Annotated in this window: 23 protein-coding genes; 8 read left to right on the top strand and 15 right to left on the bottom strand. The window is 67.4% G+C overall.

The genetic code is table 11. The features are described from left to right. The first annotated feature begins 42 nt into the window (after nucleotides 1-42). On the top strand, nucleotides 43-1,392 hold the full coding sequence (locus CDA09_RS17110) for a spinster family MFS transporter (RefSeq protein WP_121429757.1): 1,350 nt from the start codon (nucleotides 43-45) through the stop codon (nucleotides 1,390-1,392). A gap of 168 nt (nucleotides 1,393-1,560) precedes the next feature. Here CDA09_RS17110 and CDA09_RS17105 read toward each other — a convergent pair whose 3' ends face one another. From CDA09_RS17105 to CDA09_RS17055, 10 genes are all read right to left on the bottom strand, one after another. After that, complete coding sequence (locus CDA09_RS17105) at nucleotides 1,561-1,935, bottom strand: hypothetical protein (RefSeq protein ID WP_286164199.1); 375 nt, start codon at nucleotides 1,933-1,935, stop codon at nucleotides 1,561-1,563. A gap of 688 nt (nucleotides 1,936-2,623) precedes the next feature. Beyond that, a complete protein-coding gene (locus CDA09_RS17095; protein WP_121429754.1) occupies nucleotides 2,624-3,265 on the bottom strand; it encodes a TetR/AcrR family transcriptional regulator in 642 nt (213 codons plus the stop codon). A gap of 89 nt (nucleotides 3,266-3,354) precedes the next feature. After that, nucleotides 3,355-4,887 carry a class I adenylate-forming enzyme family protein gene (locus CDA09_RS17090; RefSeq protein WP_121429753.1) on the bottom strand — a complete coding sequence of 511 codons (1,533 nt, stop codon included), beginning with the start codon at nucleotides 4,885-4,887 and terminating at the stop codon, nucleotides 3,355-3,357. Then, a complete protein-coding gene (locus tag CDA09_RS17085; RefSeq protein ID WP_121429752.1) occupies nucleotides 4,880-5,677 on the bottom strand; it encodes an SDR family NAD(P)-dependent oxidoreductase in 798 nt (265 codons plus the stop codon). Before CDA09_RS17085 ends, CDA09_RS17090 begins: the two co-directional genes overlap by 8 nt. Nucleotides 5,678-5,702: 25 nt before the next feature. Further along, the gene (locus CDA09_RS17080) at nucleotides 5,703-6,038 is read right to left on the bottom strand and encodes an EthD domain-containing protein (protein WP_121429751.1); all 336 of its coding nucleotides are present in this window, start codon (nucleotides 6,036-6,038) and stop codon (nucleotides 5,703-5,705) included. 21 nt (nucleotides 6,039-6,059) lie between these two features. Then, nucleotides 6,060-6,857 carry an enoyl-CoA hydratase/isomerase family protein gene (locus CDA09_RS17075; protein WP_121429750.1) on the bottom strand — a complete coding sequence of 266 codons (798 nt, stop codon included), beginning with the start codon at nucleotides 6,855-6,857 and terminating at the stop codon, nucleotides 6,060-6,062. A gap of 127 nt (nucleotides 6,858-6,984) precedes the next feature. Continuing rightward, complete coding sequence (locus CDA09_RS17070; RefSeq protein ID WP_121429749.1) at nucleotides 6,985-8,187, bottom strand: acetyl-CoA C-acyltransferase; 1,203 nt, start codon at nucleotides 8,185-8,187, stop codon at nucleotides 6,985-6,987. 58 nt (nucleotides 8,188-8,245) lie between these two features. Beyond that, nucleotides 8,246-10,330, bottom strand: a complete 2,085-nt coding sequence (locus CDA09_RS17065; protein ID WP_121429748.1) for a 3-hydroxyacyl-CoA dehydrogenase NAD-binding domain-containing protein — start codon at nucleotides 10,328-10,330, stop codon at nucleotides 8,246-8,248. Next, nucleotides 10,327-11,364 carry an NADP-dependent oxidoreductase gene (locus CDA09_RS17060; RefSeq protein ID WP_121429747.1) on the bottom strand — a complete coding sequence of 346 codons (1,038 nt, stop codon included), beginning with the start codon at nucleotides 11,362-11,364 and terminating at the stop codon, nucleotides 10,327-10,329. The genes CDA09_RS17065 and CDA09_RS17060 overlap by 4 nt, the downstream gene beginning before the upstream one ends. Next, nucleotides 11,361-12,071, bottom strand: coding sequence for a carboxymuconolactone decarboxylase family protein (locus CDA09_RS17055; protein WP_286164198.1), 711 nt, complete (start codon nucleotides 12,069-12,071; stop codon nucleotides 11,361-11,363). The genes CDA09_RS17060 and CDA09_RS17055 overlap by 4 nt, the downstream gene beginning before the upstream one ends. Before the next feature lie 421 nt (nucleotides 12,072-12,492). Between CDA09_RS17055 and CDA09_RS17050 the strand changes: the two genes are divergently transcribed. The 6 genes from CDA09_RS17050 to CDA09_RS17025 all read left to right on the top strand — a co-directional run bounded on the left by CDA09_RS17050 (nucleotide 12,493) and on the right by CDA09_RS17025 (nucleotide 18,820). Next, entirely contained in the window at nucleotides 12,493-13,608 is a 1,116-nt protein-coding gene (locus CDA09_RS17050; RefSeq protein ID WP_286164197.1) for a phosphotransferase, read from the top strand. Between the two features lie 64 nt (nucleotides 13,609-13,672). Next, entirely contained in the window at nucleotides 13,673-14,872 is a 1,200-nt protein-coding gene (locus tag CDA09_RS17045; protein WP_121429744.1) for an acyl-CoA dehydrogenase family protein, read from the top strand. Continuing rightward, complete coding sequence (locus CDA09_RS17040; RefSeq protein WP_121429743.1) at nucleotides 14,869-15,987, top strand: acyl-CoA dehydrogenase family protein; 1,119 nt, start codon at nucleotides 14,869-14,871, stop codon at nucleotides 15,985-15,987. Before CDA09_RS17045 ends, CDA09_RS17040 begins: the two co-directional genes overlap by 4 nt. Beyond that, nucleotides 15,984-16,775 (top strand): SDR family NAD(P)-dependent oxidoreductase, encoded by a 792-nt coding sequence (locus CDA09_RS17035; protein ID WP_121429742.1) that lies wholly within the window; start codon nucleotides 15,984-15,986, stop codon nucleotides 16,773-16,775. Before CDA09_RS17040 ends, CDA09_RS17035 begins: the two co-directional genes overlap by 4 nt. 10 nt (nucleotides 16,776-16,785) lie before the next feature. Further along, a complete protein-coding gene (locus CDA09_RS17030; RefSeq protein WP_121429741.1) occupies nucleotides 16,786-17,583 on the top strand; it encodes an enoyl-CoA hydratase/isomerase family protein in 798 nt (265 codons plus the stop codon). After that, the gene (locus CDA09_RS17025) at nucleotides 17,573-18,820 is read left to right on the top strand and encodes a multidrug effflux MFS transporter (protein WP_286164195.1); all 1,248 of its coding nucleotides are present in this window, start codon (nucleotides 17,573-17,575) and stop codon (nucleotides 18,818-18,820) included. Before CDA09_RS17030 ends, CDA09_RS17025 begins: the two co-directional genes overlap by 11 nt. Nucleotides 18,821-18,870: 50 nt before the next feature. Here the strand turns inward: CDA09_RS17025 and CDA09_RS17020 are convergent, their stop codons facing one another. The 5 genes from CDA09_RS17020 to CDA09_RS17000 are packed head-to-tail and all read right to left on the bottom strand — an operon-like array spanning nucleotide 18,871 to nucleotide 22,986. Then, on the bottom strand, nucleotides 18,871-19,614 hold the full coding sequence (locus CDA09_RS17020) for an SDR family NAD(P)-dependent oxidoreductase (protein WP_121429740.1): 744 nt from the start codon (nucleotides 19,612-19,614) through the stop codon (nucleotides 18,871-18,873). A 22-nt stretch (nucleotides 19,615-19,636) separates the two neighbouring features. After that, nucleotides 19,637-20,419 carry a DUF2889 domain-containing protein gene (locus CDA09_RS17015; RefSeq protein WP_286164194.1) on the bottom strand — a complete coding sequence of 261 codons (783 nt, stop codon included), beginning with the start codon at nucleotides 20,417-20,419 and terminating at the stop codon, nucleotides 19,637-19,639. A gap of 9 nt (nucleotides 20,420-20,428) precedes the next feature. Continuing rightward, nucleotides 20,429-21,577, bottom strand: a complete 1,149-nt coding sequence (locus tag CDA09_RS17010) for a thiolase family protein (RefSeq protein WP_121429738.1) — start codon at nucleotides 21,575-21,577, stop codon at nucleotides 20,429-20,431. A gap of 14 nt (nucleotides 21,578-21,591) precedes the next feature. Continuing rightward, complete coding sequence (locus CDA09_RS17005) at nucleotides 21,592-22,020, bottom strand: Zn-ribbon domain-containing OB-fold protein (RefSeq protein WP_121429737.1); 429 nt, start codon at nucleotides 22,018-22,020, stop codon at nucleotides 21,592-21,594. Nucleotides 22,021-22,062: 42 nt separating this feature from the next. Beyond that, nucleotides 22,063-22,986 carry an SDR family NAD(P)-dependent oxidoreductase gene (locus CDA09_RS17000; protein WP_121429736.1) on the bottom strand — a complete coding sequence of 308 codons (924 nt, stop codon included), beginning with the start codon at nucleotides 22,984-22,986 and terminating at the stop codon, nucleotides 22,063-22,065. A gap of 497 nt (nucleotides 22,987-23,483) precedes the next feature. Between CDA09_RS17000 and CDA09_RS16995 the strand changes: the two genes are divergently transcribed. Then, complete coding sequence (locus CDA09_RS16995; RefSeq protein ID WP_121429735.1) at nucleotides 23,484-24,671, top strand: acetyl-CoA C-acyltransferase family protein; 1,188 nt, start codon at nucleotides 23,484-23,486, stop codon at nucleotides 24,669-24,671. Nucleotides 24,672-24,701 lie beyond the last annotated feature (30 nt).

The following is a 24,701-nucleotide window of genomic DNA, read 5'->3' as shown; positions in this document are numbered from 1 at the left end:
CCGGATTCATCATTTGAACATGCGATTCAGCGAGAACGCGCGATGAAAGAATTATCAGGACGTTGGTTCGTCTTGGGCCTGTTGTTCGCAGTGTCGACCTTCAATTACATCGACCGGACAATCATTTCGATTCTGCAGGTTCCGATCAAGCGCGACCTCGGCCTGTCCGACACCGAGCTCGGACTGCTCACCGGCCTGTCGTTTGCGTTGTTCTATACGACACTATCCTTGCCGATTGCGCGCCTCGCGGACCGTACCGTTCGCAAGCGTCTGGTCGCCGCAGCGGTCGCCGTCTGGAGCGGAATGACAGCACTGACCGGCCTCGCGGCGAATTTCACGCACTTGGTGATCTTGCGAATCGGTGTCGCGGCCGGCGAAGCCGGCAGCATCCCCGCATCGCATTCGATGATCGCGGACCTGTTTCCGCCGCGCTCGCGCGCCACGGCCATGGCAATCCTTGGACTATCGCTGCCTGTTGGCATGATGTTCGGCTTCTTGGCAGCGGGAGTGCTCGCCGAGACGCTCGGCTGGCGGAAGAGTTTCGCCATCATCGGCGTCGCGGGACTTCTGCTTGCACCGATCGTGCTATTTGCGATCCGGGAGCCGGTCCGCGGCCGCTTCGATCAGCCTGCGGACGTCGCGGATTCACAGCCCGGCTTTGCCCAGGCTCTGCGGAAGCTTTGGCATCTGCGCAGCTATCGGTTTCTCATCGTCGGAGCGGCGCTGCACGCCTATGTCTCCTATTCGGTGATGAACTGGAGCGCTCCGTTCTATACACGGGTGCACGAAATGTCGATCGGCGAGGTCTCGGTCTATCTCGCACTGGTCAATGGCATCGGCGGCGGCATTGGAATGTACCTCGGTGGCTGGCTGTCCGACCGTCTGGGTCAGCGGGACGCCCGCATGCGCCTGCGGGTTCTCACGTTCGGCGGATTGATCTTCGTGCCGATGGCGCTCGCGCAGTACCTGGTCGAATCGACAACGCTCTCACTGGCTTTCGGCGCAGTGGCTTTTACCTTGCTACCATTTTACTATGGCCCGGTCGTGGCGGTTCCGCAATTGCTCGTCGCGCCGAACATGCGCGCCTTGACGTCTGCAGTGACGCTGCTGGTGACGAACCTAGTTGGGCTCGGCCTCGGTCCGACGGTGACCGGCTTTATCAGCGAGACCCTGATCGTCCGTTTCGGCATGGGGCAGTATTCGCTGCGCTTCGCCATCAGTGCTGCGATCCTGTTCTCGCTCGTCGCCGCCTTCATGTATTGGCGGGCGTCGAGCTCGTTGATCGCCGAAATGCGTTACGCCCAAGAGGAGAGCGCGCGCGAGCGTGCTTCCTCCGGTAGAAGCCTGTCGCAACCCGGTTCTCTGGCCGTGACAGCGCAAACCGGCGCCTGATGGTCGGAATCCGCACAGAAGTCCAGCATCGCCCCAAGTGAATCGAACGCGACTAGGTGGTCGTCGTGACTCGCTTCGAGGTGAAGCATGGATGCCCGTTCCATCTTGCGCCCTCGGTCGTCGCTGGATAGGGAAAACGATAGGGGCGGTTGAGGGGGACGCCGGCGACTAGATCGGCGAGTCCTTGTCCGCCCGCGGATTGAGCACAAAGGCGCTTTTCGCGGTCTCGTGGCATGTGGTCCCGAATCCCGCTCGAATCTCCTTCGAGCTCCCATTCAGGTTGCCCCAGCACTGGTAGCTGATCTTGTCGCACGCCTCGATCACCTTCGCCAGTGGCCCCTTGCCCTTCTCGTTGGCAAGATGCGCCTCGAAGGCCTCGTCGGTCGCGTAGATCTCCGTCCACTCGCTCACCCGTGGCGATGGGTAGTCGGCGTGGTAGCAGATCGCCCCCGGATGCTCGAGCATCACTTCGCACGGCGCCGCTTGATTGGCGCGGAAGACGGCCTCCTGACCGGCCTTCATGTCCCACTGAATCTTGAGCATGAACGGCATTGTCTCCTCCTTGGCAATCGGGAATACAGGTTCCGCAATGCATAGTACGCGAGGATTGTGGTGTGCGAAACGGAACCTGGCAGGACCCATGGCAGCCTGATCGATAATCCAACCAACTGCCGCCAACCCCATGTCTCTGACCCGAACCAAGCATCGACCATCCGCCGGCGAGAATGTCCTGCCCAGCGGCGTGCGCCGCGCGCTCTGGCGAATTCTGCCGCTCATCGGCGGCCTGCACGCCTAACATCGGCTGGCGTCTGCTGCCGGCCCTCGACCTTGGCACTGCCGGTCGGGTGCCGGCCGCTGGCGGCTTGGCCCTTTCCTCCTGCCTCGTGCCATTCGGCCTGCTTTGTCGCTTCGTCGTGGCGGACCAGCTACTGCGGTCCACCAAAGCGATTCGGGCGCCTTCGGAGATAACCGGACTGCGCCTGATACCGGCTTGACCGGGCGGCATTTGGGGCCAGGACGCACGGGTACCGAGACGTCGGTGTCGCTGGCGAAGCGGTAGCGCTGAGCATGGAATGTCAAACGAAGTAGGGCGGGCTAGCTGTTCCCACTTCCGGTCGTCGGTCTTATGTGGAGCCACACATAAGACCGGGTAGTTGCCCGTCGGCTTCGCGCAAGGTGAATGACCCCACCCCCAAAATGACTCAGGCCCCGCTAACCGGGGCCTGCTTGGTCATTTGGCATTCAATCCGCCGAGCAGAATGCTGCACAGCGACTTCGCCATCTCTTCCGGGGGGGTCTTGTCGGCCATGCGGGGATACCATTTGTAGGCCCAGTTGCACATGCCGAGGAAGGTTAGGGTGGCGAGGTCCGGATCGACCTCGCGGAACTGGCCGGACTTGATCCCGGCACGGATGATGTTGGTGACGCGGGTGAAATAGTCTTGTCTGCGCTGGCGCATTTCGGCGCGCTGTTCGTCCTGGAGTTCCGCGTAGTGGTCCATGAAGGCGCGGACGTAGCCGGGGTGCAGAGCGATCTGGCGCAGTGTCGAGGCGCAGGCGCGTTCCAGGAGTTCTGCGGGTTGGATGTTCGGCATGCTGGCGTCGGCTTCGAGGCCACCGATCAGCGCGTCGATATGCAACTGGTGCATCTCGTGGAGGATGTCGTCCTTGCTGGAGAAGTAGTGGTAGAGGGTCGGCTTGCCGAGGCCTACTTCGTCGGCGAGCATCTGCATCGAGGTGCCGTGGTAGCCGACACGGTCGAAGAGGGCGGCGCAGTGTTCGATGATATCGAAGCGTTTTTCGTCGTGCGCCGCGGTTGTCGCGCGGGCCCTCTTTTTCGTTACCGGCTCGGTCCGCTTGACTGAAGTTTTCATAAGGCTCCCATAGTCCCGATTGAATTGCCGACGCGGGCGACGCGCTGCAGCGTGCCGACCCGCGTCCCTGCGTTCGCACGCGAATGCCCCTAGCCCAGTTGCAGCTCCGAAACGACCAATCGGGACAGACGCTTCTTGTCGACCTTGCCAGTCGTCGTGTACACGAGATCTTCCACGACGATCAGATGTTCCGGCCATTTTTTCTTGGAGAGGCCTATGGTGGCAAGATGACCCTTCACGTCTTCCAGGGTCGGGGCGTGATATCCGCCCCGGATCTTGCATACCGCACAGGCTTGCTCCCCGAGCCGAGCTTCCGGCACGGCAACCACAGAAGCCATCGCGATGGCGGGGTGGCTCAGTAGCGCGGCTTCGACTTCGGCTGGGTCGATATTATAGCCACCGCGGATGATCTGATCCTTGATCCGTCCGACCACTTTCAGGGAACCGTCGGGGTCGCAGATGATCTCGTCGCCGGTGAGGAAGTAGCCGTCCGGAGTCAAGTTGTACTCCCGGTCGCCCAATCCGCGGCAGTATCCGATGAAGAGCGACGGCCCCTTTACGCCGGCCTGTCCGCGCTGCCCCCGGGGAAGCATGCGGCGTTCGGCGTCGAAAGCCTCGTCGCGGGTTCCGGGGAAGGACTTGCCGTCGGAATGGCAGAGGCGTTCGAGCGGGTCGCCAGGATGCGTCGAGGCATGTCCCATGCATTCGGACATGCCGAACATCCGCAGTGCGGGGATGCCCAGCAGCTCCTTGGCGCCACGGATGAGCTCGGGCGTCATCGAGCCGCCGCCGACGCCAAGCGCCTTGAGCGGACTCGGCCGGGACCACTTTCCGCTACGGGCGATCTCCACCATCGAGACAAGGTTGGTCGGCACGCAGATGCCCCAGCGGCACCCGTATTCATCGATGATCTTCAGGGTTTCGAGCGGATCCCACCGATCGACGATGACCAATGGATGGCCGAGGGCGAGGGAGAAGTGGGCGGTGAAGGTGAAGCCGGGCGCGCTGCCCCAGGGCATCAGACCCAGGATGGGATCGCCGGGTATAAGGTTGGCAACCCAGGCGCACGCCCGCACTGCGTAGTTCATCGCGGCCGGCGAGTGCATGACCCCTTTCGGTACGCCCGTGGTGCCGGAGGTGAAGCCAATGAGTGCGGTCTGCGCGTTGCGTTCGTCGGGCTCGCCGACGAGGCTGCGCTCGCGCGTGCTCAGGCGCAGGCCGGGGAGTCCCGGCACCGGTTCGCCCACGCTGTCGTCGAAGACCGCGGCATGACCGAGGCGTTCGTCGAGCACACGGCGCTCGGAGGCGCCGAGATCGGGGGTGTAGGGGCAGATCACCGCGCCGACGAACGAGATGCCGAGTGCCGCGGCGAGGACCGAGGTGTTCTTCCTCCCCTGCAGCATGACGCGATCGTGCGGGCGGATGCCGGCGGCGAGCAGGGCGCGCTGGGCCGCTTCGGCCATGGCGCGCATCTCGCTGCGGCTCCACCGCCGTCCGTCGGCACCGACAACGGCCAAGGCCTGCGGGTCCGCGTCGGCCAGAGCGGCGAACTGTTGCCACAGGGATGCGTCGGTCCAGGTCAGGCCGTCGGCGGAGAAGGTGTTGGGGGTATGTTCAGGCAATCGACTGGCCTCCATCGACGAGAAAGGTCTGGCCGGTGATGAAGCTGCCGGCCTCGGAAACGAGCAGGGCGACGGTCGGCGCGACTTCGGCGGGCTTGCCGAAGCGGCGCAGCAGGATGCCATCGAGGAGCTTCTGCTGGATGCATTCGGTCAGCGTCTCGGTCATGCCGGTCTCGACCGAGCCAGGGGCGACGGCGTTGACGCGGATGCCGTGGTGCGCCCACTGGGCGGCGAGGTCGCTGGTGAGGTGCACCATCGCGGCCTTGGTCGTCGTGTAGGGCACGACCTGGCCGGCGTCCGGCCGGTAGGAGAGGAACGCGCCGACCGACGAGATATTCACCATGCAGCCGCCGCCCTTGCCGATCATGTGGCGGGCGGCGTGTCGGCAAGCGAGGAAGGTGCCGGTGAGGTTCACATCGACAACCTTGCGCCAGCCCGACAGCGGGATCTCTTCCGGCAGGCCCCACCACGAGGCGCCCGCGTTGTTGATCAGGATGTCGAGGCCGCCCAGGCGCTCGACGGTCGCGGCGACGGCGGCTTCGATTTCTTCTTCCTTGGCGATGTCGCAGCGCAGGCCGATCGCCTTGACGCCGAAGCGTTCGGCGAGCCCCGCCGCCATGTCGGCGCATTCCTGCTCGTGGCGCGAGGCCAGCGCGACGCTGCAGCCGAGGTCGGCCAGCGTCGCGGCGATGGCTTCGGCGAGCGCGCCGCGGCCGCCGGTGATCAGCGCGACCTTGCCGTCGAGACGAAACTGGCGGGCGACGAAGCCCGGGGTGAAGTTTGCGCTCACCTTGTTGTCCTTGCGATGCGGGGTTTCAGGCGGCCTGCTTCGCGAGGAGGTCGACCTCCTCGCTGATCAGGGCGATCCGTTTTCCTTTCATCCTGCCGACGTGGGCCACTGCGGCGGCCCACTCGGGGGAGCGAAGTGCCGCATCGAGCACTTCGCGCGAAGGGAAGGTCAGCACGGCATGGCCATCCCAGGCGGGGCCTTCCGGATGATCGTAGTCGAACGTCACCTCGCCGTGGCGGTAGGCGGCGAGGCCGGGGAGCTTCTTCGCGTAGTCCGCGTGCTCGCTGCGCCACCAGGTGGTGAATTGCTCGCGCGACCACTCCGGGGGGCGGGTCGCCAGGATGACCAGGCTTGCTGACATGTCCCTATCTGCCTCCGTCGATTAGCGGCCGGTCCACTTCGGGGCGCGTTTGTCGAGGAAAGCGCGCACGCCTTCCTTCGCGTCTTCCGAGTGGTGGACCACGTTGCAGGTCATGGTCTCGAGCGTGATCAGCGAGTCGGTGTCGGCGTCGAGACCGCGGTTGAGCGCCATCTTGGTCATCCACATGCAGAACGGGCTCTTGTCGATCAGCGGCGCGCAGAAGTCCTGGATCAGCTTGTCGAACTCGGCCTGCGGCGCGGCGGCGTTCACCAGGCCCCAGTCGGCGCACTGCACGCCGGTGAGGAGCTTGCCGGTGAGCATCAGCTCCTTCGAGCGGCGCATACCGATCATGCGCGGCAGGCGGTAGATCGGGCCCGCGCCGCCGAACAGCGCGCGGCGGATGTGGAAGTCGCCGATCTTGGCTTCATTGGCGGCGAGCGCGAAGTCGCACGAGATCATCAGCTCGAAGCCGCCGGCCACCGCGAAGCCTTCGACGGCGGCGATGGTGGGCTTCTTCATGTTGAAGATTTTGTCGAAAGTGCGCGCCGAATCGATCGCGAGCTGCAGCGAAGTGGTCGTCTCCTGCAGCACCGGGCTCACCAGCAGGTCGAGGTCGGCGCCCGAGCAGAAGGTGTTGGCGCGGCCGCGGAACACGACGGCGAGGGCTTCCTTGTCATCGGCGGCGCGGTCGACCGCCTTCTCGAGTTCCTTCAGCAGCTGGGGGCTGACGCAGTTGCGCTTGTGCGGGCGATTGAGCCAGATCGTGGCAACGCCGTTGGGGGCAACTTCGTACTGGATGACGTCCTTTTCCAATTCCATGACTGTGTCCGCTCCTTGGTGATTTTCGATTCGAACCCGGGCTGGCCCCGGCTTCATTTAGCACCCGACCGGTCGGTCGGTTAAGTGAAACCATACCACGGCAACGATATTTGTCAATGCCATGTTTTCAGAAAATCTCGAACAGGCCCGCGGCGCCGATGCCTCCGCCCACGCACATCGTCACGACGCCGTATTTTGCCTTGCGGCGGCGGCCTTCGAGCAGGATGTGGCCGGCCATGCGCGCGCCGGACATGCCGTAGGGGTGGCCGACGGCGATCGCGCCGCCGGAGACGTTCAGGCGCTCGTCGGGAATGCCCAGCGTGTCGCGGCAATAGAGGACCTGCGATGCGAAAGCCTCGTTGAGCTCCCACAGGTCGATGTCCTCAACCTTGAGGCCCGCCTGAGCGAGGAGCTTCGGCACCGCGAGCACGGGTCCGATGCCCATCTCGTCGGGGTTGCAGCCGGCTACCGCCATGCCGCGATAGCGCCCGAGCGGGGTGAGGCCGCGCCGTGCCGCTTCGCCCGCTTCCATCAGCACCAGCGCGGCGGCGCCGTCGGAGAGCTGCGAGGCGTTGCCGGCAGTGACGTAGCGGCCTTCCTTGAGGACCTGGCCGCCCTTGAACACGGGCTCCAGCTTCGTGAGGTCTTCGAGCGTGGTCTGCGGGCGGTTGCCTTCGTCGCGATCGAGCCTCACCGTCTCGAACACGGTGCTGCCGCTGACCTTATCGAAGCGCGCCATGACCGATTCCATCGGCACGATCTCTTCGGCAAAGCGCCCTTCGGCCTGCGCCTGCGCGGTGAGCTGCTGCGAGCGCAGCGCGTATGCGTCCTGGCGCTCGCGGCTGATGCCGTAGCGCTGGGAGACGATCTCGGCGGTCTCCAGCATCGACATGTAGAGCGCCGGGACGCGTTCGTCGAGCGCGGGGTCCTGGATGCGGAACATGTTGTAGTGCTCGTTCTGCACCAGCGACACGGATTCGACTCCGCCCGCGACCGCGACGTTCATGCCGTCGACGATGATCTGCTTCGCGGCGGTGGCGATCGCCATCAGGCCCGAGCCGCACTGGCGGTCGATGGTCATGCCGGGGACGCTCGTCGGCAGGCCGGCGCGCAGGGCGGCCTGGCGGCCGACGTTGAAGCTCGTCGTACCCTGCTGAATCGCGCAGCCCATCACGACGTCTTCGACGGCGTCGGACTCGACCGCGGCGCGGTCCAGTGCGGCGCGCACGACGTGGCCAGCCAGCGCCTGGCCCTGGGTGTTGTTGAAGGCACCGCGATAGGCCTTGCCGATCGGGGTGCGGGCGACGGAAACGATTACCGCGTCACGCATCTTGTGCGCTCCCTGTTGTTGATGGTGGGTGAGAAAAATTGTGATGAAGTCGATGCGCTCAGACCGCATCTAGCGCCGCGTCCCAGTCGCCGCATGCGGCGGCGCGCGCGAGGAGTGGCGAGGGCGTCCAGTACTCGCCGTGCTCGCGGTGGTAAGCGGCGACCGCGTCGCGGATCGACGCCAGCCCCGTTTCGCGCGCCCACCACATCGGGCCGCCGCGCGTGGCGGGGAACCCGTAGCCGTTTGCATAGACGACGTCGATGTCGCCGGCGCGCAGCGCGACGCCCTCGTCGAGGATGCGCGCGCCTTCGTTCGCCATCGCACACAACAGGCGCTGCAGGACCTCGGCGTCGGGGATTTCCTTGCGGACGATGCCCAGTTGGGCGGAGACGCCTGCGATGAGGGTTTCGATTTCGGGGTCGGGGGTGGGGATGCGGCCGTCGTACAGGTAGTAGCCGCGCCCGGTCTTATGGCCGAAGCGCCCCATCTCGCAGATGCGGTCGGCAATGGGTGAATAACGCAGGTGCGCCGGCCGCGTGAGGTTCTCCTGCTGGCGGATGCGCCAGATGACGTCGAGACCGGCCATGTCGCGCATTGCGTAGAGGCCCATCGGGAAGCCGAAGTCGGTCAGCACGCGGTCGATCTGCGACGGCGTCGCTCCTTCCTCGAGCAGGAAGTCGGCTTCGCGGCCGTAGGCGGCGAGGATGCGGTTGCCGATGAAGCCGTGGGCGTTGCCCGACACGACGGCGATCTTGCGCAGCGAGCGTGCGACCGCCATCGCGGTGGCGAGCGTTTCGGGCGAGGTGCGCGGGCCGCGCACGACTTCGAGCAGGCGCATGACGTTCGCGGGGCTGAAGAAGTGCAGGCCGACGACGTCTTGCGGGCGCGAGGTGGCGCCGGCGATGGCGTCGACGTCAAGTGTGGAGGTGTTGGTCGCGAGGATCGCGCCGGGCTTGGCGACGGCGTCGAGGCGGCGGAACACGGACTGCTTGATTTCCATGCTCTCGAACACGGCTTCGACGATGAGGTCGACGTCGGCGAGCGCTGCGTCGTCTGTGGTCGCGCTGATGCGCGCGAGGCCGGCGTCGGCACGCGCCTGCGGCAGGCTGCCGCGGCTTACGGACGTCGCGTAGTTGCCGGCGATGGTCTTCATGCCGCGCGTGAGCGCCTCGTCGGAGCTGTCAAGCAGCGTTACCGACAGGCCCGCGTTGGCGAAGCTCATCGCGATGCCGGCGCCCATCGTGCCGGCACCTATGACGCCGACCGAGGCGACCGACCGGGGCGCCGCGCTGACGTCGGGCAGCTTGCCGGCGGCCCGCTCGGCGAAGAATAAGTGGATGAGCGCGCGGCTCTGCGGGCTGTGCTCGCATTCGCGGAAGGCCTCCTTCTCCAACCGGAAACCTTCGTCGAAGCTCAGGCGACAGGCCGCCTCGACGCAATCGACGATCTTCCACGGTGCGAGCTGGCCTTTCCACCTGCGCGCGTTCTTCTTGCGGAAGTCGTCGAAGAGCGTCGGATCGACGCTGCGGATCTTGTCGGTCGATTCGGCGAGCCTGCGCGCGGGGAGCGCGCCACTGACGACGTCCTGCGCCATCGCGAGCGCGTCTTCCAGCAGCTTGCCGTCGGCGAGGCGGTCGATAACGCCCCATTCGTGCGCCTGGCGCGCGGCGACGGGCTTGCCGCCGGTCGTGACTTCGAGCGCGACGGCGGGGCCGGCGAGCCGCGGCCACCACTGCGTGCCGCCGCCGCCGGGCATCAGGCCCAGCATGATCTCGGGTTGGCCGATCTGCGCGTCCGGGCTCGCGATGCGCCACTGGCACGCGAGCGCGAGCTCCAGGCCGCCGCCGAAGGCGCTGCCATGGATCGCGGCGATCACCGGCTTGGGGCTCGCCATCAGCGCGTCGATGATCGCGTAGAGGCTGGGTTCCCCGTAGGGCTTGCCAAAGTCCTTGATGTCGGCGCCGGCGACGAAGGTCGTGCCGCCGCCGATGATCACCAACGCCTGCACGCCGGCATCCGCGCGGCTCGTCTCGATGGCCTGCATCAGCCCCTGGCGCATGCCGAGGCTCAGCGCATTGACGGGCGGGTTGTTGACGGTGGCGACGGCGATATCGCCGTGGCGGGTGTAGCTGACCGCGCTCATCGGGCGTCCTCGTCGATCTGCACGACCAGCCGCCCGGTGTGGGCGCCGGTGAAGAGGCAGTTGAAGATGTCGGGGATGTTCTCGAAGCCGCTGCGCACGTCGACGTCGTACTGCAAGCGCCCGTCGCGTATCCACGAGTCGATTTCGCGCAGGGCCTTGTCGCTGCGCACCGCGTCGCCGAGGATGTCGGTGACGAGGAAGCCTTCGATACGCGCGGTATTGACGACGAGGTTCCACAGGTTGCGCGGGCCGGGCACGCTCTCGGTGGCGCCGTAGCGCGCGATCATCCCGCACAGCGCAACGCGCGCGCCCTTGCGCAGGTGGTTCAGCGAGGCTTCGAGGAGCGAGCCGCCGACGTTCTCGAACACGATGTCGATGCCGTCCGGGAAGGCCTCGCGGAGCGCCGCGTCCAACCGGGTATCGCCCTTGTAGTCGATGCATTGGTCGTAGCCGTAGCGCTCGACCGCGCGCTGGCACTTGTCCTTGCCGCCCGCGATGCCGACGATGTGCGAAGCTCCGGCGATGCGCGCCATCTGGCCGACGAGCGAGCCGACCGCGCCCGCGGCGCCGCTGACGAGCACCGTGTGGCCGGGACGGATGCCGGCGACGTCCTGCAGGCCGTAATGCGCGGTGAGGCCGATCGTGCCCAGCACGTGCGTGTAGGCCGGCAGCGGGTGGCCGAAGCGCGTCGGCAGCGGCAGGAACTGCGCGGCGGGACCCGCGACGTAGTCGCTCCACTCGCCGAAGCCCCATACCAGTTCCCCGATCGCGCGCGTTTCGTCGCGCGATGCGACGATCTCACCGATGACGACGCCGCGGATCACGCCGCCGACGGCCACCGGCGCGCCGTAGCCGGGGTCGGGGTCCATGAAGTTGCGGATCGTCGGGTCCATGCACAGTAGCTTGATGCGCACAAGGACCTCGCCCTTTGCCGGCGCGGGGACGGGCGAGGTCGCGAGTTCGAGATCGTCGCGCCCGACCTGGCCCTGCGGACGGCGGCGCAGCAGCCATTGTCGGTTGATGTTCGGGTTCATTGCGGGGCCTCCAGCAGGACGCCGGTCGCCATCCATGCGGCGATGCCGGCCGAGGGAACGGCGCACAGGATGGCCTCGGCCATCTCTTCGTCCGTCGCGCCGACGGCGCGTGCGGCGCGGATGTGCGTCGCCGCCTGCGGGCTGTAGTCCGACGCGAGCACCGCGATCAGCATCAGTTCGGCGGCCTTGCGGTCGAGCTGATTGCAGTCGATCGTGCCCTTGCGCATCAGGAAATAGCCGTCGGCGCCTTTCGGCGCGAGGCGCAGCAGCGTTGCGAGCGCTGGCGGCACCGTGCCGAAGTAGGTCTTGAAGTTCGCCTCGGCTTCGCCTGGCGCGGCGCGCACGAGTTCGAGCGCGGACGGCTGGCGCGGCGGGTCCTCGGCGTGGCAGGCGGGGGGGTAGATCTCGCGAATGGTCGCATCGAACGCGAGCGCCGCGCCTTCGCCGCGCAGGCTGCTCAAGAGGATCAGCCCGGCCGCCGCTTCGTCGCGGGTGAGCCCCCGGCGCGCCGCACGGTCGAGTTCCTTGCGCGCGAGGGCGGGGTAGCGGCGGTTGCAGGCGGCGACGGCGGCGAACAAGCCCTTCAGTTTCGCCGGCAGGGCGCCGTCGGTCTCGACGACCTCACGGAAGAGGTCGTAGCCCGAGATCGTGAATGGCGCGAGCTCCTTGAGCAGCTCGGAGTTGAACAACGCGTTCCTATCCCTCACCTTGAGTCTCCATCGGTTTTGTCGTGGTGTTGCCAAGTGTGCGCCTCCCGCCTGCCGTTTTGCTGACGGTCGGAGCCGCTTTCTCCTGCTTCTTCGCAGCCATTTCGCTTTAAGCCTACCGACCGGACGGTCGAGTGTCAATGACCTCTTCCGCATCCGCGTCCCAGCAAGGGATCGCCCGGTTTTCACGTTGACAGCCGACCGGTCGGTCGAGTATCTTGCGTCCAACAGTCGCTTCCCTTGCTAACACGTCTGAATAACGCTAAGAAATCGACCGTATGGACGGTCTGGGTGCGGCGCGTGCCCGGCGTAGGAACGGGGCCCGCGATATCTGGCGAAGACAGACCTGACGGCGTGAGCGCGCCTGTCCGGCACAACAAATGGACAAATGAATGCCATGGGTGGAATGACGAGCAGTGTGATGACGGAGGCGGCGGTCGCCGATGAGGTGGCAGTCGCCAGTGAACCCAAGGCCTACATCGGCGAGCTCGGCGAGGTGCGGCCGGTTGCGTTGATCGACGAGGCGCGCTTGGGCGAATATCTTCGCGAGCACCTGCCGGGCTTCCGCGGACCGCTGATCGTCCGGCAATTCCAGGGTGGGCAATCCAATCTGACCTACCTGCTCGAAACTCCGGCGCAGAAATACGTGTTGCGCAGGCAGCCGCCCGGCGTCCTGCTGAAGTCGGCACATGCGGTCGACCGCGAGTTCCGCGTGATCCAGGCGCTGTCGCACGTTCCCGGCTTCCCGGTGCCTGCGCCTTTTGTCCTTTGCGAGGACCGCGAGGTGCTGGGCAGCATGTTCTACGTGATGCGCCATGTACCGGGGCGGATCTTCTGGAACTGCCGTATGCCGGACCTCGATCCAGCCCATCGCGCAGCGGTGTTCGACTCCGCCAACGAGACGCTGGCGCTCCTGCATACGGTGGATTACGCCGCCTTGGGGCTTTCGGACTTCGGCCGGCCCGGTAATTATTTCTCGCGCCAGATCTCCCGCTGGTCGGGGCAATATGACCAGTCACGCACGCAAGACATCCCGGAGATGGACAGATTGATCGCGTGGCTGCCGGAGGCGTTGCCGGCCGACGACGGGCTGTCGTCGATCATCCACGGCGACTATTCCTTTCACAACCTGCTGATCCATCCGACCGAACCGAAGGTGGTGGGCGTCGTGGATTGGGAATTGTCGACGCTGGGCCATCCGCTGGGCGACCTGATGTATCACGCGATGGAGTGGTATCGGCCGCCTGGGGTGGATGCGCGCGGCACGCTGGCGGATGCGGATCTTGCAGAGCTCGGCATTCCGACGCTGGAGCGCTACGTCGCGCGCTACTGCGAGCGCACCGGATTCGCGGTCGATGCGACGAACCCCTTCTACCGCGCGTTCAACCTGTTTCGCACCGCCGCGATCCTGCAGGGCATTGCCCACCGCCTGCAGAGCGGCAACGCGGCATCGATGAACGCGGCCGAGATAGCCGCAAACATCCGCCCGCTCGCGAGCGCCGCCTGGCGCTTCGCGCGCGACGGCGGCGCAAGCTGACCGGGGCGGCGCACGGTCGCCGGCTGCCTACCGCATTCTTCCCGAAAACCCCGCAGGAAACGCCATGACCGATTCGCTAGACGAAGCCCGCGACAAGGCCCGACGCCTGAGGGCCGACATCCGCAGCTTTCACGACCGCGTGATGCCGGACGACCTGAAGAGGAAGTCCCATCTGCACCAGGTGCTCGGCAAGGACGACTACGTGCGCTGGATGCGCCTGTTGAACGACCAGGGCTGGGCGATCGGCCACTGGCCGAAGGAGCACGGCGGACAGGGCTGGTCGCTGCTCGAGCGCTTCACCTTCGAGGACGAACTCGCACGCCTGGGTTGCCCGTGGGTGATCCCCTTCGGCGTGAAATACGTCGGACCGGTGATCTACGCCTTCGGCAGCGATGAGCAGAAGCGCCGTTTCCTGCCGCGTATCGCGACCACCGAGGACTTCTGGGCGCAGGGCTACTCCGAGCCCGGCGCCGGCTCCGACCTCGCCGCGCTGCGCACCGAGGCGATCCGGGTTGAGACAAGTGAAGGCGACCACTACGTCGTCAATGGCCAGAAGGTGTGGACCACCTACGCGCAGTGGGCCGACTGGCTGTTCTGCCTGGTCAAGACCGCGCCCGGCGAGCAGGCGCAGAGATCGATCTCCTTCCTGCTGATCGACATGAAGAGCCCCGGCGTGACGGTGAAGCCGATCCCGACGATGGACAGCTACGTGCACGTGAATGAAGTGTGGCTGGAAAACGTGCGCGTGCCGGCCGAGAACCTCGTCGGAGCGGAGGGCGAGGGCTGGACTTACGCCAAGTACCTGCTCAAGAACGAGCGCACCGCCGGTGCCTTGCTCGGCATGGCCTGCCACGCGCTGGCACGGCTCAAGGCGTTGGCGCGCGAGCAGCCGCAGGTTTCGCCCGAACGCACGGCGGCCCGCATCGGCGAGCTGGAACTACGGCTGCTGGCGCTCGAAACGGCGTCCTACCAGGCCGTCGAGTCGATGATGCGCGGCACCGACCACGGCGGCGAGGCCTCGCTGATCAAGCTGCGCAGCACCGAGCTGTACCAGGACATCGCGGAAGCCGCGATCGACCTGCTGGGCCTGGCCGGCGTCGCGTGGGATCCGGCCGCGCTGCACGCAGCGAGCGCGCCGCCGCTGGGGCCCGAGGACGCGGGCGGCATCGTCAAGGACCACTTCTACAACCGTGCCGCGACCATCTTCGGCGGGGCGTCCGAGATCCAGCGCAACATCGTTGCCAAGGGAGTGTTGGGACTATGAACATGGACCTCGAAATGGCCGGGATGCTGCGCGACAGTGCCTCGCGCTACGCGGCCGACAACTACGGCTTCCTGCAGCGCCACGCGCTACTCACCGACCCGGCCGGTTATAGCGAGAAGGCGTGGCGCGACTACGCCGACCTGGGCTGGCTTGCACTGCGCCTCCCAGAGGCGCATGGCGGCCTGGATGCCGATCCGCTGGTGGTGGGTGCGCTGATGGAAGTCGTGGGTGGCCGCCTGCTGATGGAACCCGTCCTCGCGAGCGCCCTCGTCGGCGCGGGCCTGCTGCGTAGCCAGGGCAGCGCTGCGCAACAGGAGGTGTTGTTGCCGCAACTTGCCGACGGCTCGGTGAAGTTCGCGTTCGCCGACGCCGAGCCGGGCAGGGGGCAGCCCTGCCAGGTGCGGGCGGGACGCATCAGCGGCCACAAGATCGCGGTGCTGCACGGCGACATCGCCGACCGCCTGATCGTGTCGGCGATCGATGCCGATTACGGCGGCACGAAGCGCCTGTTCCTCGTCGATGCGCGCTCGCCCGAGATTGAGACGCACCGCTACCGGCTCGTCGATGGCCGCGGTGCGGCGAACCTGCATTTCGCCGGCGTGGCGGCCGAGCGTCTCGACCCGGACGACGGCACGCCCACCGAGGCCGCGATCGCCGACGTGATGGACCACGCGACCGTCGCGTCCTGCGCCGAGGCCCTGGGCATCGTGCGCGCGCTGGTCGCGACGACCTGCGACTACCTCAAGATCCGCAAGCAGTTCGGGCGCGCGATCGGCACCAATCAGGCGCTGCAGCACCGCGCGGTGGACATGTTCCTGCTGCAGGAGGAAATTGCCGCCCTCACGCGTGCGGCGCAGGAGGCGCTGCTGCTCCCCGCGGCCGGGCGTGGGCGCATCGTCAGCGGTGCGAAGGCCTACATCTGCACTGCGGCGCGCAAGGTCGCGAATGAGGCGGTGCAGATGCACGGCGGCCTGGGCATCACCGAAGAGCTGGACGTCAGCCACTACTTTCGCCGGCTGATGGTCAATGCCGCGCTGTTCGGCAGCCGCGACGAGCATTTCGCGCGCTTCCTTGCGGCCACTTCCAACGCGCGAACCGAGGAGTTGCACGCATGACCGCCACAGCTACCGCCACCCCGGCGGCGCTCTTCGACATCTCGGGCCGGATCGCGCTGGTCACCGGCGCCTTCGGCGGCCTCGGGCTCGACTTCGCGCACGATCTCGGCCGCGCCGGCGCGACCGTCGTGCTGGCCGGGCGGCGCATCGAGCAGGGCCGCGAGGTGGCGGCGCGCTTCGTGGAGGAGGGCATCCGCGCCCATGCCGTCGCGATGGATGTGACGCGCGCGGAAAGCGTTGACGACGCGCTCGCCAGCATCGTCGTCACGGTCGGCGTGCCGGACATCCTCGTGAACAATGCCGGCGTCACGCAGACCAAGCCGCTTCTCGACGTCGGCGAGCAGGACTGGAACGGCATCATCGACGTGAACCTCAACGGCTCGTGGCGCGTCGCCCAGCGGGTTGCGCGCGCGATGAAGGACGCAGGCAAGGCCGGCAGCATCATCAACATCTCGTCCATCCTCGGCCTGCGCGTCGCGCAGCAGCTGCCCGCGTATTCGGCTTCGAAGGCGGCGCTGATCCAGCTCACGAAGGCGATGGCGCTGGAACTCGCGCGCTACGGCATCCGCGTCAATGCGCTCGCGCCCGGCTACGTCGAGACGCCGCTCAACGCGGACTTCTTCGGCAGCGACGCCGGCAAGGCGCTGGTCAAGCGCATCCCGCTGCGACGCCTGGGGCGTGGCGGCGAGCTCACCGGCCCGCTGCTGCTGCTCGCGTCGGAGGCCTCGTCCTATATGACCGGATCGGTGCTGGTGGTCGATGGCGGCCATACGGTCAATACGCTGTGAGGGCGCGGCGATGACGGCGAAGGTACTGCTCGAACGGCAGGGCGCGGTCGCGCGCATCGTGCTCAACGCGCCTGCGGCGCTGAACGCGATCGACCGAGAGATGGCGCGCGAGTTTTCCCGCGTCGCCGCGGAGGTGGGCGAGGATCCGGCGGTGCGCTGCGTGATCGTCACCGGCGCCGGGCCGCACTTCATGGCGGGCGGCGACATCCGCTGCTTCGCCGATTGGCTGGAACTGCCGGCGGCCGAACGCGATGCCCGGCTCAGTGCGTTGATCTCGGACGTCAGCGATGCGGTGAGCAGCCTGCGCACGATGGCCAAGCCGGTGATCGGCGCGGTGCGCGGCGCGGTGGCCGGCTTCGGCTTCTCGCTGATGTGCGCGTGCGACCTCGTCGTCGCGAGCGACACGACGAACTGCAAGCTCGCCTATTGCCAGCTCGCGGCCTCGCCCGACGGCGGCGGCAGCCACACGCTGCCGCGTCTCGTGGGGGCGCGCAAGGCGATGGAGATCGCGCTGCTCGACGAGCGCATCGATGCCGCGAGCGCGCTGGCGCTCGGCCTGGTGACGAAGGTCGTGCCCGACGCCGCGCTGGATGAGGAGTCGATGACGCTCGCGCAACGCCTCGCCGCGCAGGCGACCGGGGCGTTCGGGCGCACGAAGCGGCTCTTCAATGCGTCGCTCGAAAACGATCTCGCCACGCAGCTTGACGCAGAACGTCAGGCCTTTCTCGCGGGGGCGGCGTCGCCGGATTTCGCGGAGGCGGTGGCGGCGTTTGTTGCCCGGCGCAAGCCGCAATTCCATGGCCGATAGCTCGGTTGAGGACGTCGCCGATGGCGTGCTGACCGTGGGTGCCGTCGGTCCTGCCGCGCCGGTCATGGGGGCGGCGGAATTCGTGAGCTTCATCGCCGTCGGGCTGGTGGTCGGCGCGGTGGCCGTCGACCTGATGCTGCCGGCACTGCACGCGATCGGTGACGAGTTCAGGTTGGTGCACGCCAACCTTGGTCAGGCGGTGGTCGCCGTCCTGCTGCTCGGCGTCGGGCCGGCGCAGCTGTTGTTCGGTCCGCTCAGCGACCGTTACGGCAGACGGCCGCTGTTTCTCGCGGGGCTGCTCCTTTTCATCGGCGGCAGCGTTATGGCCGCGCTGGCCCCGACCTTCCAGACGCTGCTCGCCGGGCGCTTGCTACAGGGCTTCGGCGCCGGCGGCGTCCGCGTCGTGACCTTTTCGATCGCCCGCGACCGCCATGCCGGCGTGCAGCTCGCCCATGTGATGTCGCTTGCGATGGCCGGCCTGTTGTTCGAGCCCGTCGTCGCGCCCATGTTGGGCCAGTTGGTGTTGATGGTCGGCTCCTGGCGCTGGTTGGTCGCGGCCACGGCGGGAGTCGGCGTGGCGACGCTGGCGTGGGCGTGCTTGCGTCTGGACGAGTCGCGGGCGCCCGGCGGGCGACGCTCCGTTTCCCCGGCCTCGCTCGTCGCTGCCTGCCGGACGGTCGCAAGGACGCCGGCGGCCGCGGCGGGCATACCGGTCTTCGGCCTCGTAGTCGGGGCGCAGCTGGGCTACCTGTCATCGGCGCAGGGAATCTTCCAGATCGCCTACGGCGCCGGCATGAGTTTCACGCCGCTGCTGGGGCTGGTGTCGCTGACCACCGCAGTCGCGTCGTTTGCCAACGCACGCCTGGTGCGCCGGTATGGCAGCCGGCGGCTGATCCGTTACGCGCTGTGGGCGCTCGTCGCCGCGAATGCTGCGGCATTTGCGCTCGCCGTGGCCGGCCAGGCGTCCCTGCCGGCGTTCATGCTGCTGCAGGCCTGCGGCATGTTTGGGTTCGGACTGCTGCTGCCGAATCTGACCGCGACGGTGATGAATCCGCTGGGGAGCATTGCCGGGACTGCCGCGTCCCTATTCGGCTTCGTGTCGACGATGATTGCGGCGCCGATCAGCTTCGTCGTCGGCTTCCTCTTCGACGGCACCATTCGTCCGGTCGCGGGCGCCTATGTGCTCGTCGGCCTGCTCTCGCTGGTGATCCTGTCCCGATACCGTATGGAGGAGTAGGCGGCACGCGCACTGGATCGTGTCGCGCGGCCGCTGCGACGAGATGACGATTACAGCATCCCGCCGTCGACCTGGATGATCGCGCCGGTGGTGTAGCTCGAACGTGGGCTCGCGAGATACAGCGCGCTCGATACGATCTCTTCCGGCCGGCCGATGCGCTTGACCGCCGATGGGGCGTTGCGGTCGTAGTCCTCGCGCCAGCTGCGCGAGATGTCGGTCCAGAAGGGGCCGGCCATGATGGCGTTGACGCGCACCGTGGGGCCGAACTCCATCGCCTGCGAGCGCGTGATGATGTTGAGCGCGCCCTTCGCCGCGGCGTAGACCGGGTACGCCGGCTCGGGGCGGATCGCCGCGGTGCTGGTGATGTTGATGATCGCGCCTCCGCCGGCCGCGCGCATGTGCTCGGCCACCAGCGCAGCAAGGCGGAACGGGCCTTTCAGGTTGACGTCCACGATCTTGTCGAACAGCTCCTCGCTCACCGCCGCGGACGAGTCGGCGACCGGTGCGATCCCGGCGTTATTCACCAGCACGTCGATGCGGCCGAAGGCTTCGAGGGCCCCGGCGACGAGTCGCGGCAGTTCGTCCCATTTGCCGACGTGGCAGCCGATGGCGACGGCGCGGCGCCCGAGGCGCTCGACGTCCGCAACGACCTCGGCGCAGCTCTCGGCGGAACGGCTCGTCGCGACGATGTCGGCGCCGCATTCCGCGAAACCCAGCGCCATCGCGCGCCCCAGACCGCGGCTGGCACCCGTGACCAGCACGACCTTGTCGGTGAAATCGGTGTAGTTCTGCATCGCTAGCGGTCTCCGTGATCGGTCAGGGCTGCACGCGCATCTGCGCGAGCATTTCCTCGGGGGTGGTGTCGTAGCGCCGGCGCGAGTCCGGCATCGGGGTAGCGCGCTCGCGCTGCGCCGGCTGAAAGGAATGGCACACCGCGGCCTGGCCCAGCTCGGCGGCCGAATCGAGGTGCTCGATGGTGATCCGCCGTCCGTTCGATACGAAGGCGACGCGGCGCAGCACCAGCGCGTGCTCGGCCTCCTCGGGGGCGAGCGATTCGGTCCACTCGCGGAAGCCGTGGTAGATCGTGCGCCCGGCGTGGATTGCCGGCGCCATGATGCGGTCGTCGTGGAGGTCCCACTGCAGCACGACAACGCCGTCGCGATGGAGCGTCGCGCGCTGCCAGCCCTCGGGCGCATCGGGCCGGACCGCCGCGAGCGGTTCGACCGTGCCGTGGTAGCGCCGATGGCCGCGGCCGGCGTGCGCGTGGGCGACCATCAGGCTCGCGAGGTCGAAGACGTGCGTGCATTGCAGGCGCACGTCGGCGAGCGTGCCGAGCTGCGACGCGCGCGCCACGAGCGGCTTGCCGACCAGCGCCTGCAGCGGTCGCCCGGCCTCGGCGCAGGTCGTCCACGGATAGCGCGGCGCGGCCATGCGCAGTTCGCGGATGTGCGTACCGTCATGCACGAGGGTGAGCCCGAAATGGTGGGACTCGTCCTCCAGCCAGCCGACGACGGTCGTCGCGTCGGGGGCATCGAGGTCGACCTGGCGACGGTAGATCCCCTCGAAGGGGACCTCCGCCATCTGACTGCGCCACAGCACCGCGCGCGCCTACCGCTGCAGGATCGTCACGCCGCTGACGCCCGGTGCGCCATAGACGTGGGTGTAGCCGAGCCGCGGAGTGCCAGGCACCTGTCGCGCACCCGCTTCCTGACGCAACTGCGTGCAGATCTCGATCACCTGGCGCAGGCCGGAGGCGCCGATCGGCTCGCCGTTGGCGAGGCAGCCGCCGTCGGTGTTGATCGGCAGCCGTCCGCCGATCTCGGTTTCGCCGTCGCGCAACAGACGCTCCTGCTCGCCGTGTTCGCAGAAGCCGTTTTCCGCCATGTGGATGACCTCGCTGCCCGAGTCGGTGTCCTGCAGCTGCAGGACGTCGATGTCGCGCGGGGCCACGCCGGCCTGCTCGAAGGCGGCGCGCGATGCCGTCACCGTCGGCGCGGGCGCCTGCTGTGCGGCCAGCGCCGGACTGAAGACCTCGAACGAGCCGTGGTGGCGCGTGCGCACGACGGCGGCCTTCACGATGATCGGTTTCGCGTGATACCGCTTCGCGACTTCCGCCGGGCACAGCACCACCGCCGCGCCGCCTTCGGCCGGATTGCAGAACATGTACTGGCGCAGCGGCAGGTTCACCGGCATCGATTCGGCGATCTCCGCATAACTCATCTCGCGCCGCCGCCATGCTTGCGGGTTCAGCGCGCCGTTGCGGAAGGCGCGCTGCGCGACGCGCACCAGCGCGTCCTCCGTGATGCCGTGCTCGTGCATGTAGCGCCGCGTCTTCAACGCGAAGAACTGGGTGGTCAGCATCAGGCCGGTCTCGCCGTACCAGTCGGGCAGGCCCCAGTCGCGCGGATGCGGGTTGAAGGCGCCGCGCGGGTGCTTGTCGAAACCGACCGCGACGGCGAACTCGGCGGCCCCCGAGCGGATCGCCGACACCGCGCTCGCCAGCGCGCTGCCGCCGGTGGCGCAGCCGTTGGCGACGTTCACGAAGGGCAGGCCGGTGAGCCCGAGGTCGTTGCATAGCGCGTCCGCGTTGCCGGCGTCGTGGCTGCCGCCGTAGGCGATGCCGATGCGGTCCCAACCGATGCCGGCGTCCTTGAGCGCGGCGCGCAGCGCGATCGCGCCCTGGGCACGGCCGGTGAGCGTGTCGTGGCGGCCGAAGGGGTGCAGGCCGATGCCGATGATGGCGACGTCTTGAGTCATGCGCATGTTCCTCGTCAGGCGGATGCGGCCGGGCGGAAGGCGAAGGTATGCACCTCGCCGTCGTCGGTCCTGCGGTAGGGGATCAGGGTCAGTTCGAGCGGCATGCCGATCTGCAGTTTCGCCTCGTCGGCGACGGTCAGGCGCGACTCGACCTTGATGCCGCTGTCCAGCTCCACGTAGCCGACGCCATAGGGCTGGAAGGTTTCGGCCGTCTCGCCGCTGTTGTAGGGCGCCTTGGGCAGGAAGCCCTGGATCGTCCACGACCACAGCGTGCCGCGGTGGCCGAGATCGTGCGGACTCATGCGCGTCGCGGTGCAGCGCGTGCAGCTGTCGGTGGCGGGAAAATACACCTCGCCGCATTCGTTGCAGCGGCTGCCGACGAGGTGAGGGGTGTCGCCTTCGAACCGGATCAGGTCCGGGCTGGCCAGAACGGGATGGGGCATGTGCGGTTCCCTTGTTGTGAAGGAGGGGAGGGCAGGCTGAGTTCAAGCTGCCGTCGTTGGTGAAGTCGCCGCCGGCGACGGTCGCCCGCGTTCGCCGACGTCGCGCCGGCTCAGCGCCAGCAGGGTTGCGAACTCCGGATTGCGGCGGTCGAGGATGGCTGCCATGCGCTCGCGGATCGCGTCGTCGAAGCTGTCGGTGGTGAGCGCGTACAGGCGGTTGTCGAGCACGGCCCGCCACGCGATGTCGGCGACCTCCTCGGGGGACATCGCGCCCGCGTAGAGGCTGGCGGCAATCGCCTGCAACTCTTGGGTTTCCCGGGCCGGCCCGTCAGCGGGCCGTAGGGCCTCGGGGCGGCTTCGCTCGGATTCGTAGATGCGCGTGTTCACGAGGCCGGGGCACAGCAGGCTCACGCCGATCGGCGCGTGGCGTTCGCGCAGCGTGGCATACAAGGCTTCCGTGACCCGCACCGCGGCATGCTTCGCCGCGCTGTACACGGCGGAGCCCGAACCGCTGATGAGTCCCGCGACCGAAGCTGTGGTCAGGACGTGGCCCTCGTGGCCCCCGTCCAGCATGCGCGGGATGAAGCTGCGCAAGCCGTGTATGACGCCGTAGAGATTTACGTCGAGCGACCAGCGCCAATCCTCGAGCGGGAACTCCCACACCGCCCGGTATCGCCCGGACGGGACGACACCGGCGTTGTTGCACAGCAGATGGACTGCGCCGAAGGCGGCGTACGCCCGCTCGGCCAGGGATTCCACGTCATCCCCGCTGGCGACGTCGGTGCGTACGCCGATCGCCGCATGGCCCGCTTCCACGAGGTCCGCACACACAGCCGCAAGGGCCGTTTCATCAACGTCGGCGGCGACGATTTTCATCCCCGCGCGCGCAAAGCGCCACGCCATCGCCGCGCCGATGCCGCTGGCAGCGCCTGTGATGACCGCAACACGTCCGGCCAGATCCTGCATCGGTTTCTCCTGGTATCCGTATCGCCCCTGCGCTTCGCCTTCCGGCTGCGTCGCTGCGGGGGCTTGTCATCCGCAATCGAGTCACTTAAGATTCGGCTCAAGCGTACCGACCGACCGGTCGGGTGTCAATAAAGCACGACAGCCGACGGCCGCCACATGTGCGCGAGTGCTCCTCTGCTCTTTGGGCGGTGTCTCACTTCGACGATTGCGCCTCCTCTCTCTCCACGCAACCTGCGTCGAAGCTTTGCCGTCCGGCGACCTGAGTCTGCCGGACGGCGTTCTTTTTTTGCGTCCCGCGTCGATGTTCGGCGTATCGGCGATCCGGAGCTCTGCCGGGTCCGCGAGCATCGGCACATCCCGTTTTGCACAAACGTCTTGTTGTCCTCGTGGCGATGCATTAGTATTCAGCCGACCGACCGGTCGGGTTAAAATGTCCCAATCGAACGCGGAAGCGGTACATGGATTTTCCCGATAACCTTTAAGAGGCGTTGAAAGCGATGTCGCAGCGTGAAGTTGTCGTGCTGGGAGCTGCACGGACTCCCATCGGAACGTATGGCGGAACCCTAAAGGACATTCCGCTTACCGAACTCGCCACAGTCGCGGTGAAGGCGGCCCTGCAACGTTCCGGCGCCGCGCCGGATGCGATCGGGCACGTCGTGATGGGCAACGTCATCCCGACCGAGCCGCGCGACGCCTACCTGAGCCGCGTTGCCGCGATGGACGCAGGCATCCCCGAGACCGTCCCGGCCTTCAACGTCAATCGCCTGTGCGGTTCGGGCTTGCAGGCCATCGTCTCCGCGGCTCAGGCGATCCGCTTGGGCGACTGCGATCTCGCCATCGGCGCCGGCGCCGAATCGATGACGCGCGGCCCCTACACCGTGCCGAACTTGCGCTGGGGCGCGCGGATGCTGGATGCGCGCCTCGTCGACTACATGAACGGCATCCTCCACGACCCGTGGAAGACGGTGCACATGGGCATTACGGCGGAGAACGTCGCCGAACGCTACGGCATCACGCGCGAGATGCAGGACGCGCTCGCGCTGGAGAGCCAGCGCCGGGCATCGGTCGCCATCGTCGAGGGCTATTTCAAGGACCAGATCGTCCCCGTCGAGGTGAAGACCAGGAGCGGCGTCGCACGCTTCGACACGGACGAGCACGTGCGTTCCGGCGCCACGCTCGAAGCGCTTGCCGCAATGAAGCCGGCCTTCAAGAAGGAAGGCGGCACCGTAACCGCCGGCAACGCCTCGGGCCTCAACGACGGCGCGGCCGCCGTGGTGCTCGCGGAAGCCGGCCGCGCCGCCGCGCTCGGTCTCAAGCCGCTGGCGCGCCTGGTCGGCTACGCGCACGCGGGCGTCGACCCACTCTACATGGGAATCGGCCCGGTGCCGGCGACACGGCTGGTGTTCGAGCGCACCGGCCTCAAGGTCGAGGATCTCGACGTCATCGAATCGAACGAGGCCTTCGCCGCCCAGGCCTGTGCGGTGACGCGCGAACTGGGATTCGATCCGCGCAAGGTGAACCCCAACGGTTCGGGCATTTCGCTGGGCCATCCGGTCGGCGCGACCGGCGCAATCATCACGACCAAGGCGATCTACGAGCTGCACCGCACCGGCGGGCGCTACGCGCTGGTGACGATGTGCATCGGCGGCGGACAGGGCATCGCGGCGATCTTCGAGCGGCTGTAAGACGCGGCCGGGACATTTTCAGCATTCACA

The organism is Azoarcus sp. DN11 (assembly GCF_003628555.1).
Classification (GTDB): Bacteria; Pseudomonadota; Gammaproteobacteria; order Burkholderiales; family Rhodocyclaceae; genus Aromatoleum.
Note: the sequence above shows the minus strand (reverse complement) of the source record. Positions and strands in the feature narration are given on the sequence as shown.

Bases quoted from the DNA above. Each gene is read 5' to 3' on its own strand.
- CDA09_RS17110 (WP_121429757.1), top strand. From the start codon at position 43: ATGAAAGAATTATCAGGACGTTGGTTCGTCTTGGGCCTGTTGTTCGCA.
- CDA09_RS17105 (WP_286164199.1), bottom strand. From the start codon at position 1,935: ATGCTCAAGATTCAGTGGGACATGAAGGCCGGTCAGGAGGCCGTCTTC.
- CDA09_RS17095 (WP_121429754.1), bottom strand. From the start codon at position 3,265: ATGAAAACTTCAGTCAAGCGGACCGAGCCGGTAACGAAAAAGAGGGCC.
- CDA09_RS17080 (WP_121429751.1), bottom strand. From the start codon at position 6,038: ATGTCAGCAAGCCTGGTCATCCTGGCGACCCGCCCCCCGGAGTGGTCG.
- CDA09_RS17075 (WP_121429750.1), bottom strand. From the start codon at position 6,857: ATGGAATTGGAAAAGGACGTCATCCAGTACGAAGTTGCCCCCAACGGC.
- CDA09_RS17070 (WP_121429749.1), bottom strand. From the start codon at position 8,187: ATGCGTGACGCGGTAATCGTTTCCGTCGCCCGCACCCCGATCGGCAAG.
- CDA09_RS17065 (WP_121429748.1), bottom strand. From the start codon at position 10,330: ATGAGCGCGGTCAGCTACACCCGCCACGGCGATATCGCCGTCGCCACC.
- CDA09_RS17060 (WP_121429747.1), bottom strand. From the start codon at position 11,364: ATGAACCCGAACATCAACCGACAATGGCTGCTGCGCCGCCGTCCGCAG.
- CDA09_RS17050 (WP_286164197.1), top strand. From the start codon at position 12,493: ATGACGGAGGCGGCGGTCGCCGATGAGGTGGCAGTCGCCAGTGAACCC.
- CDA09_RS17045 (WP_121429744.1), top strand. From the start codon at position 13,673: ATGACCGATTCGCTAGACGAAGCCCGCGACAAGGCCCGACGCCTGAGG.
- CDA09_RS17040 (WP_121429743.1), top strand. From the start codon at position 14,869: ATGAACATGGACCTCGAAATGGCCGGGATGCTGCGCGACAGTGCCTCG.
- CDA09_RS17035 (WP_121429742.1), top strand. From the start codon at position 15,984: ATGACCGCCACAGCTACCGCCACCCCGGCGGCGCTCTTCGACATCTCG.
- CDA09_RS17030 (WP_121429741.1), top strand. From the start codon at position 16,786: ATGACGGCGAAGGTACTGCTCGAACGGCAGGGCGCGGTCGCGCGCATC.
- CDA09_RS17025 (WP_286164195.1), top strand. From the start codon at position 17,573: ATGGCCGATAGCTCGGTTGAGGACGTCGCCGATGGCGTGCTGACCGTG.
- CDA09_RS17020 (WP_121429740.1), bottom strand. From the start codon at position 19,614: ATGCAGAACTACACCGATTTCACCGACAAGGTCGTGCTGGTCACGGGT.
- CDA09_RS17010 (WP_121429738.1), bottom strand. From the start codon at position 21,577: ATGACTCAAGACGTCGCCATCATCGGCATCGGCCTGCACCCCTTCGGC.
- CDA09_RS17005 (WP_121429737.1), bottom strand. From the start codon at position 22,020: ATGCCCCATCCCGTTCTGGCCAGCCCGGACCTGATCCGGTTCGAAGGC.
- CDA09_RS17000 (WP_121429736.1), bottom strand. From the start codon at position 22,986: ATGCAGGATCTGGCCGGACGTGTTGCGGTCATCACAGGCGCTGCCAGC.
- CDA09_RS16995 (WP_121429735.1), top strand. From the start codon at position 23,484: ATGTCGCAGCGTGAAGTTGTCGTGCTGGGAGCTGCACGGACTCCCATC.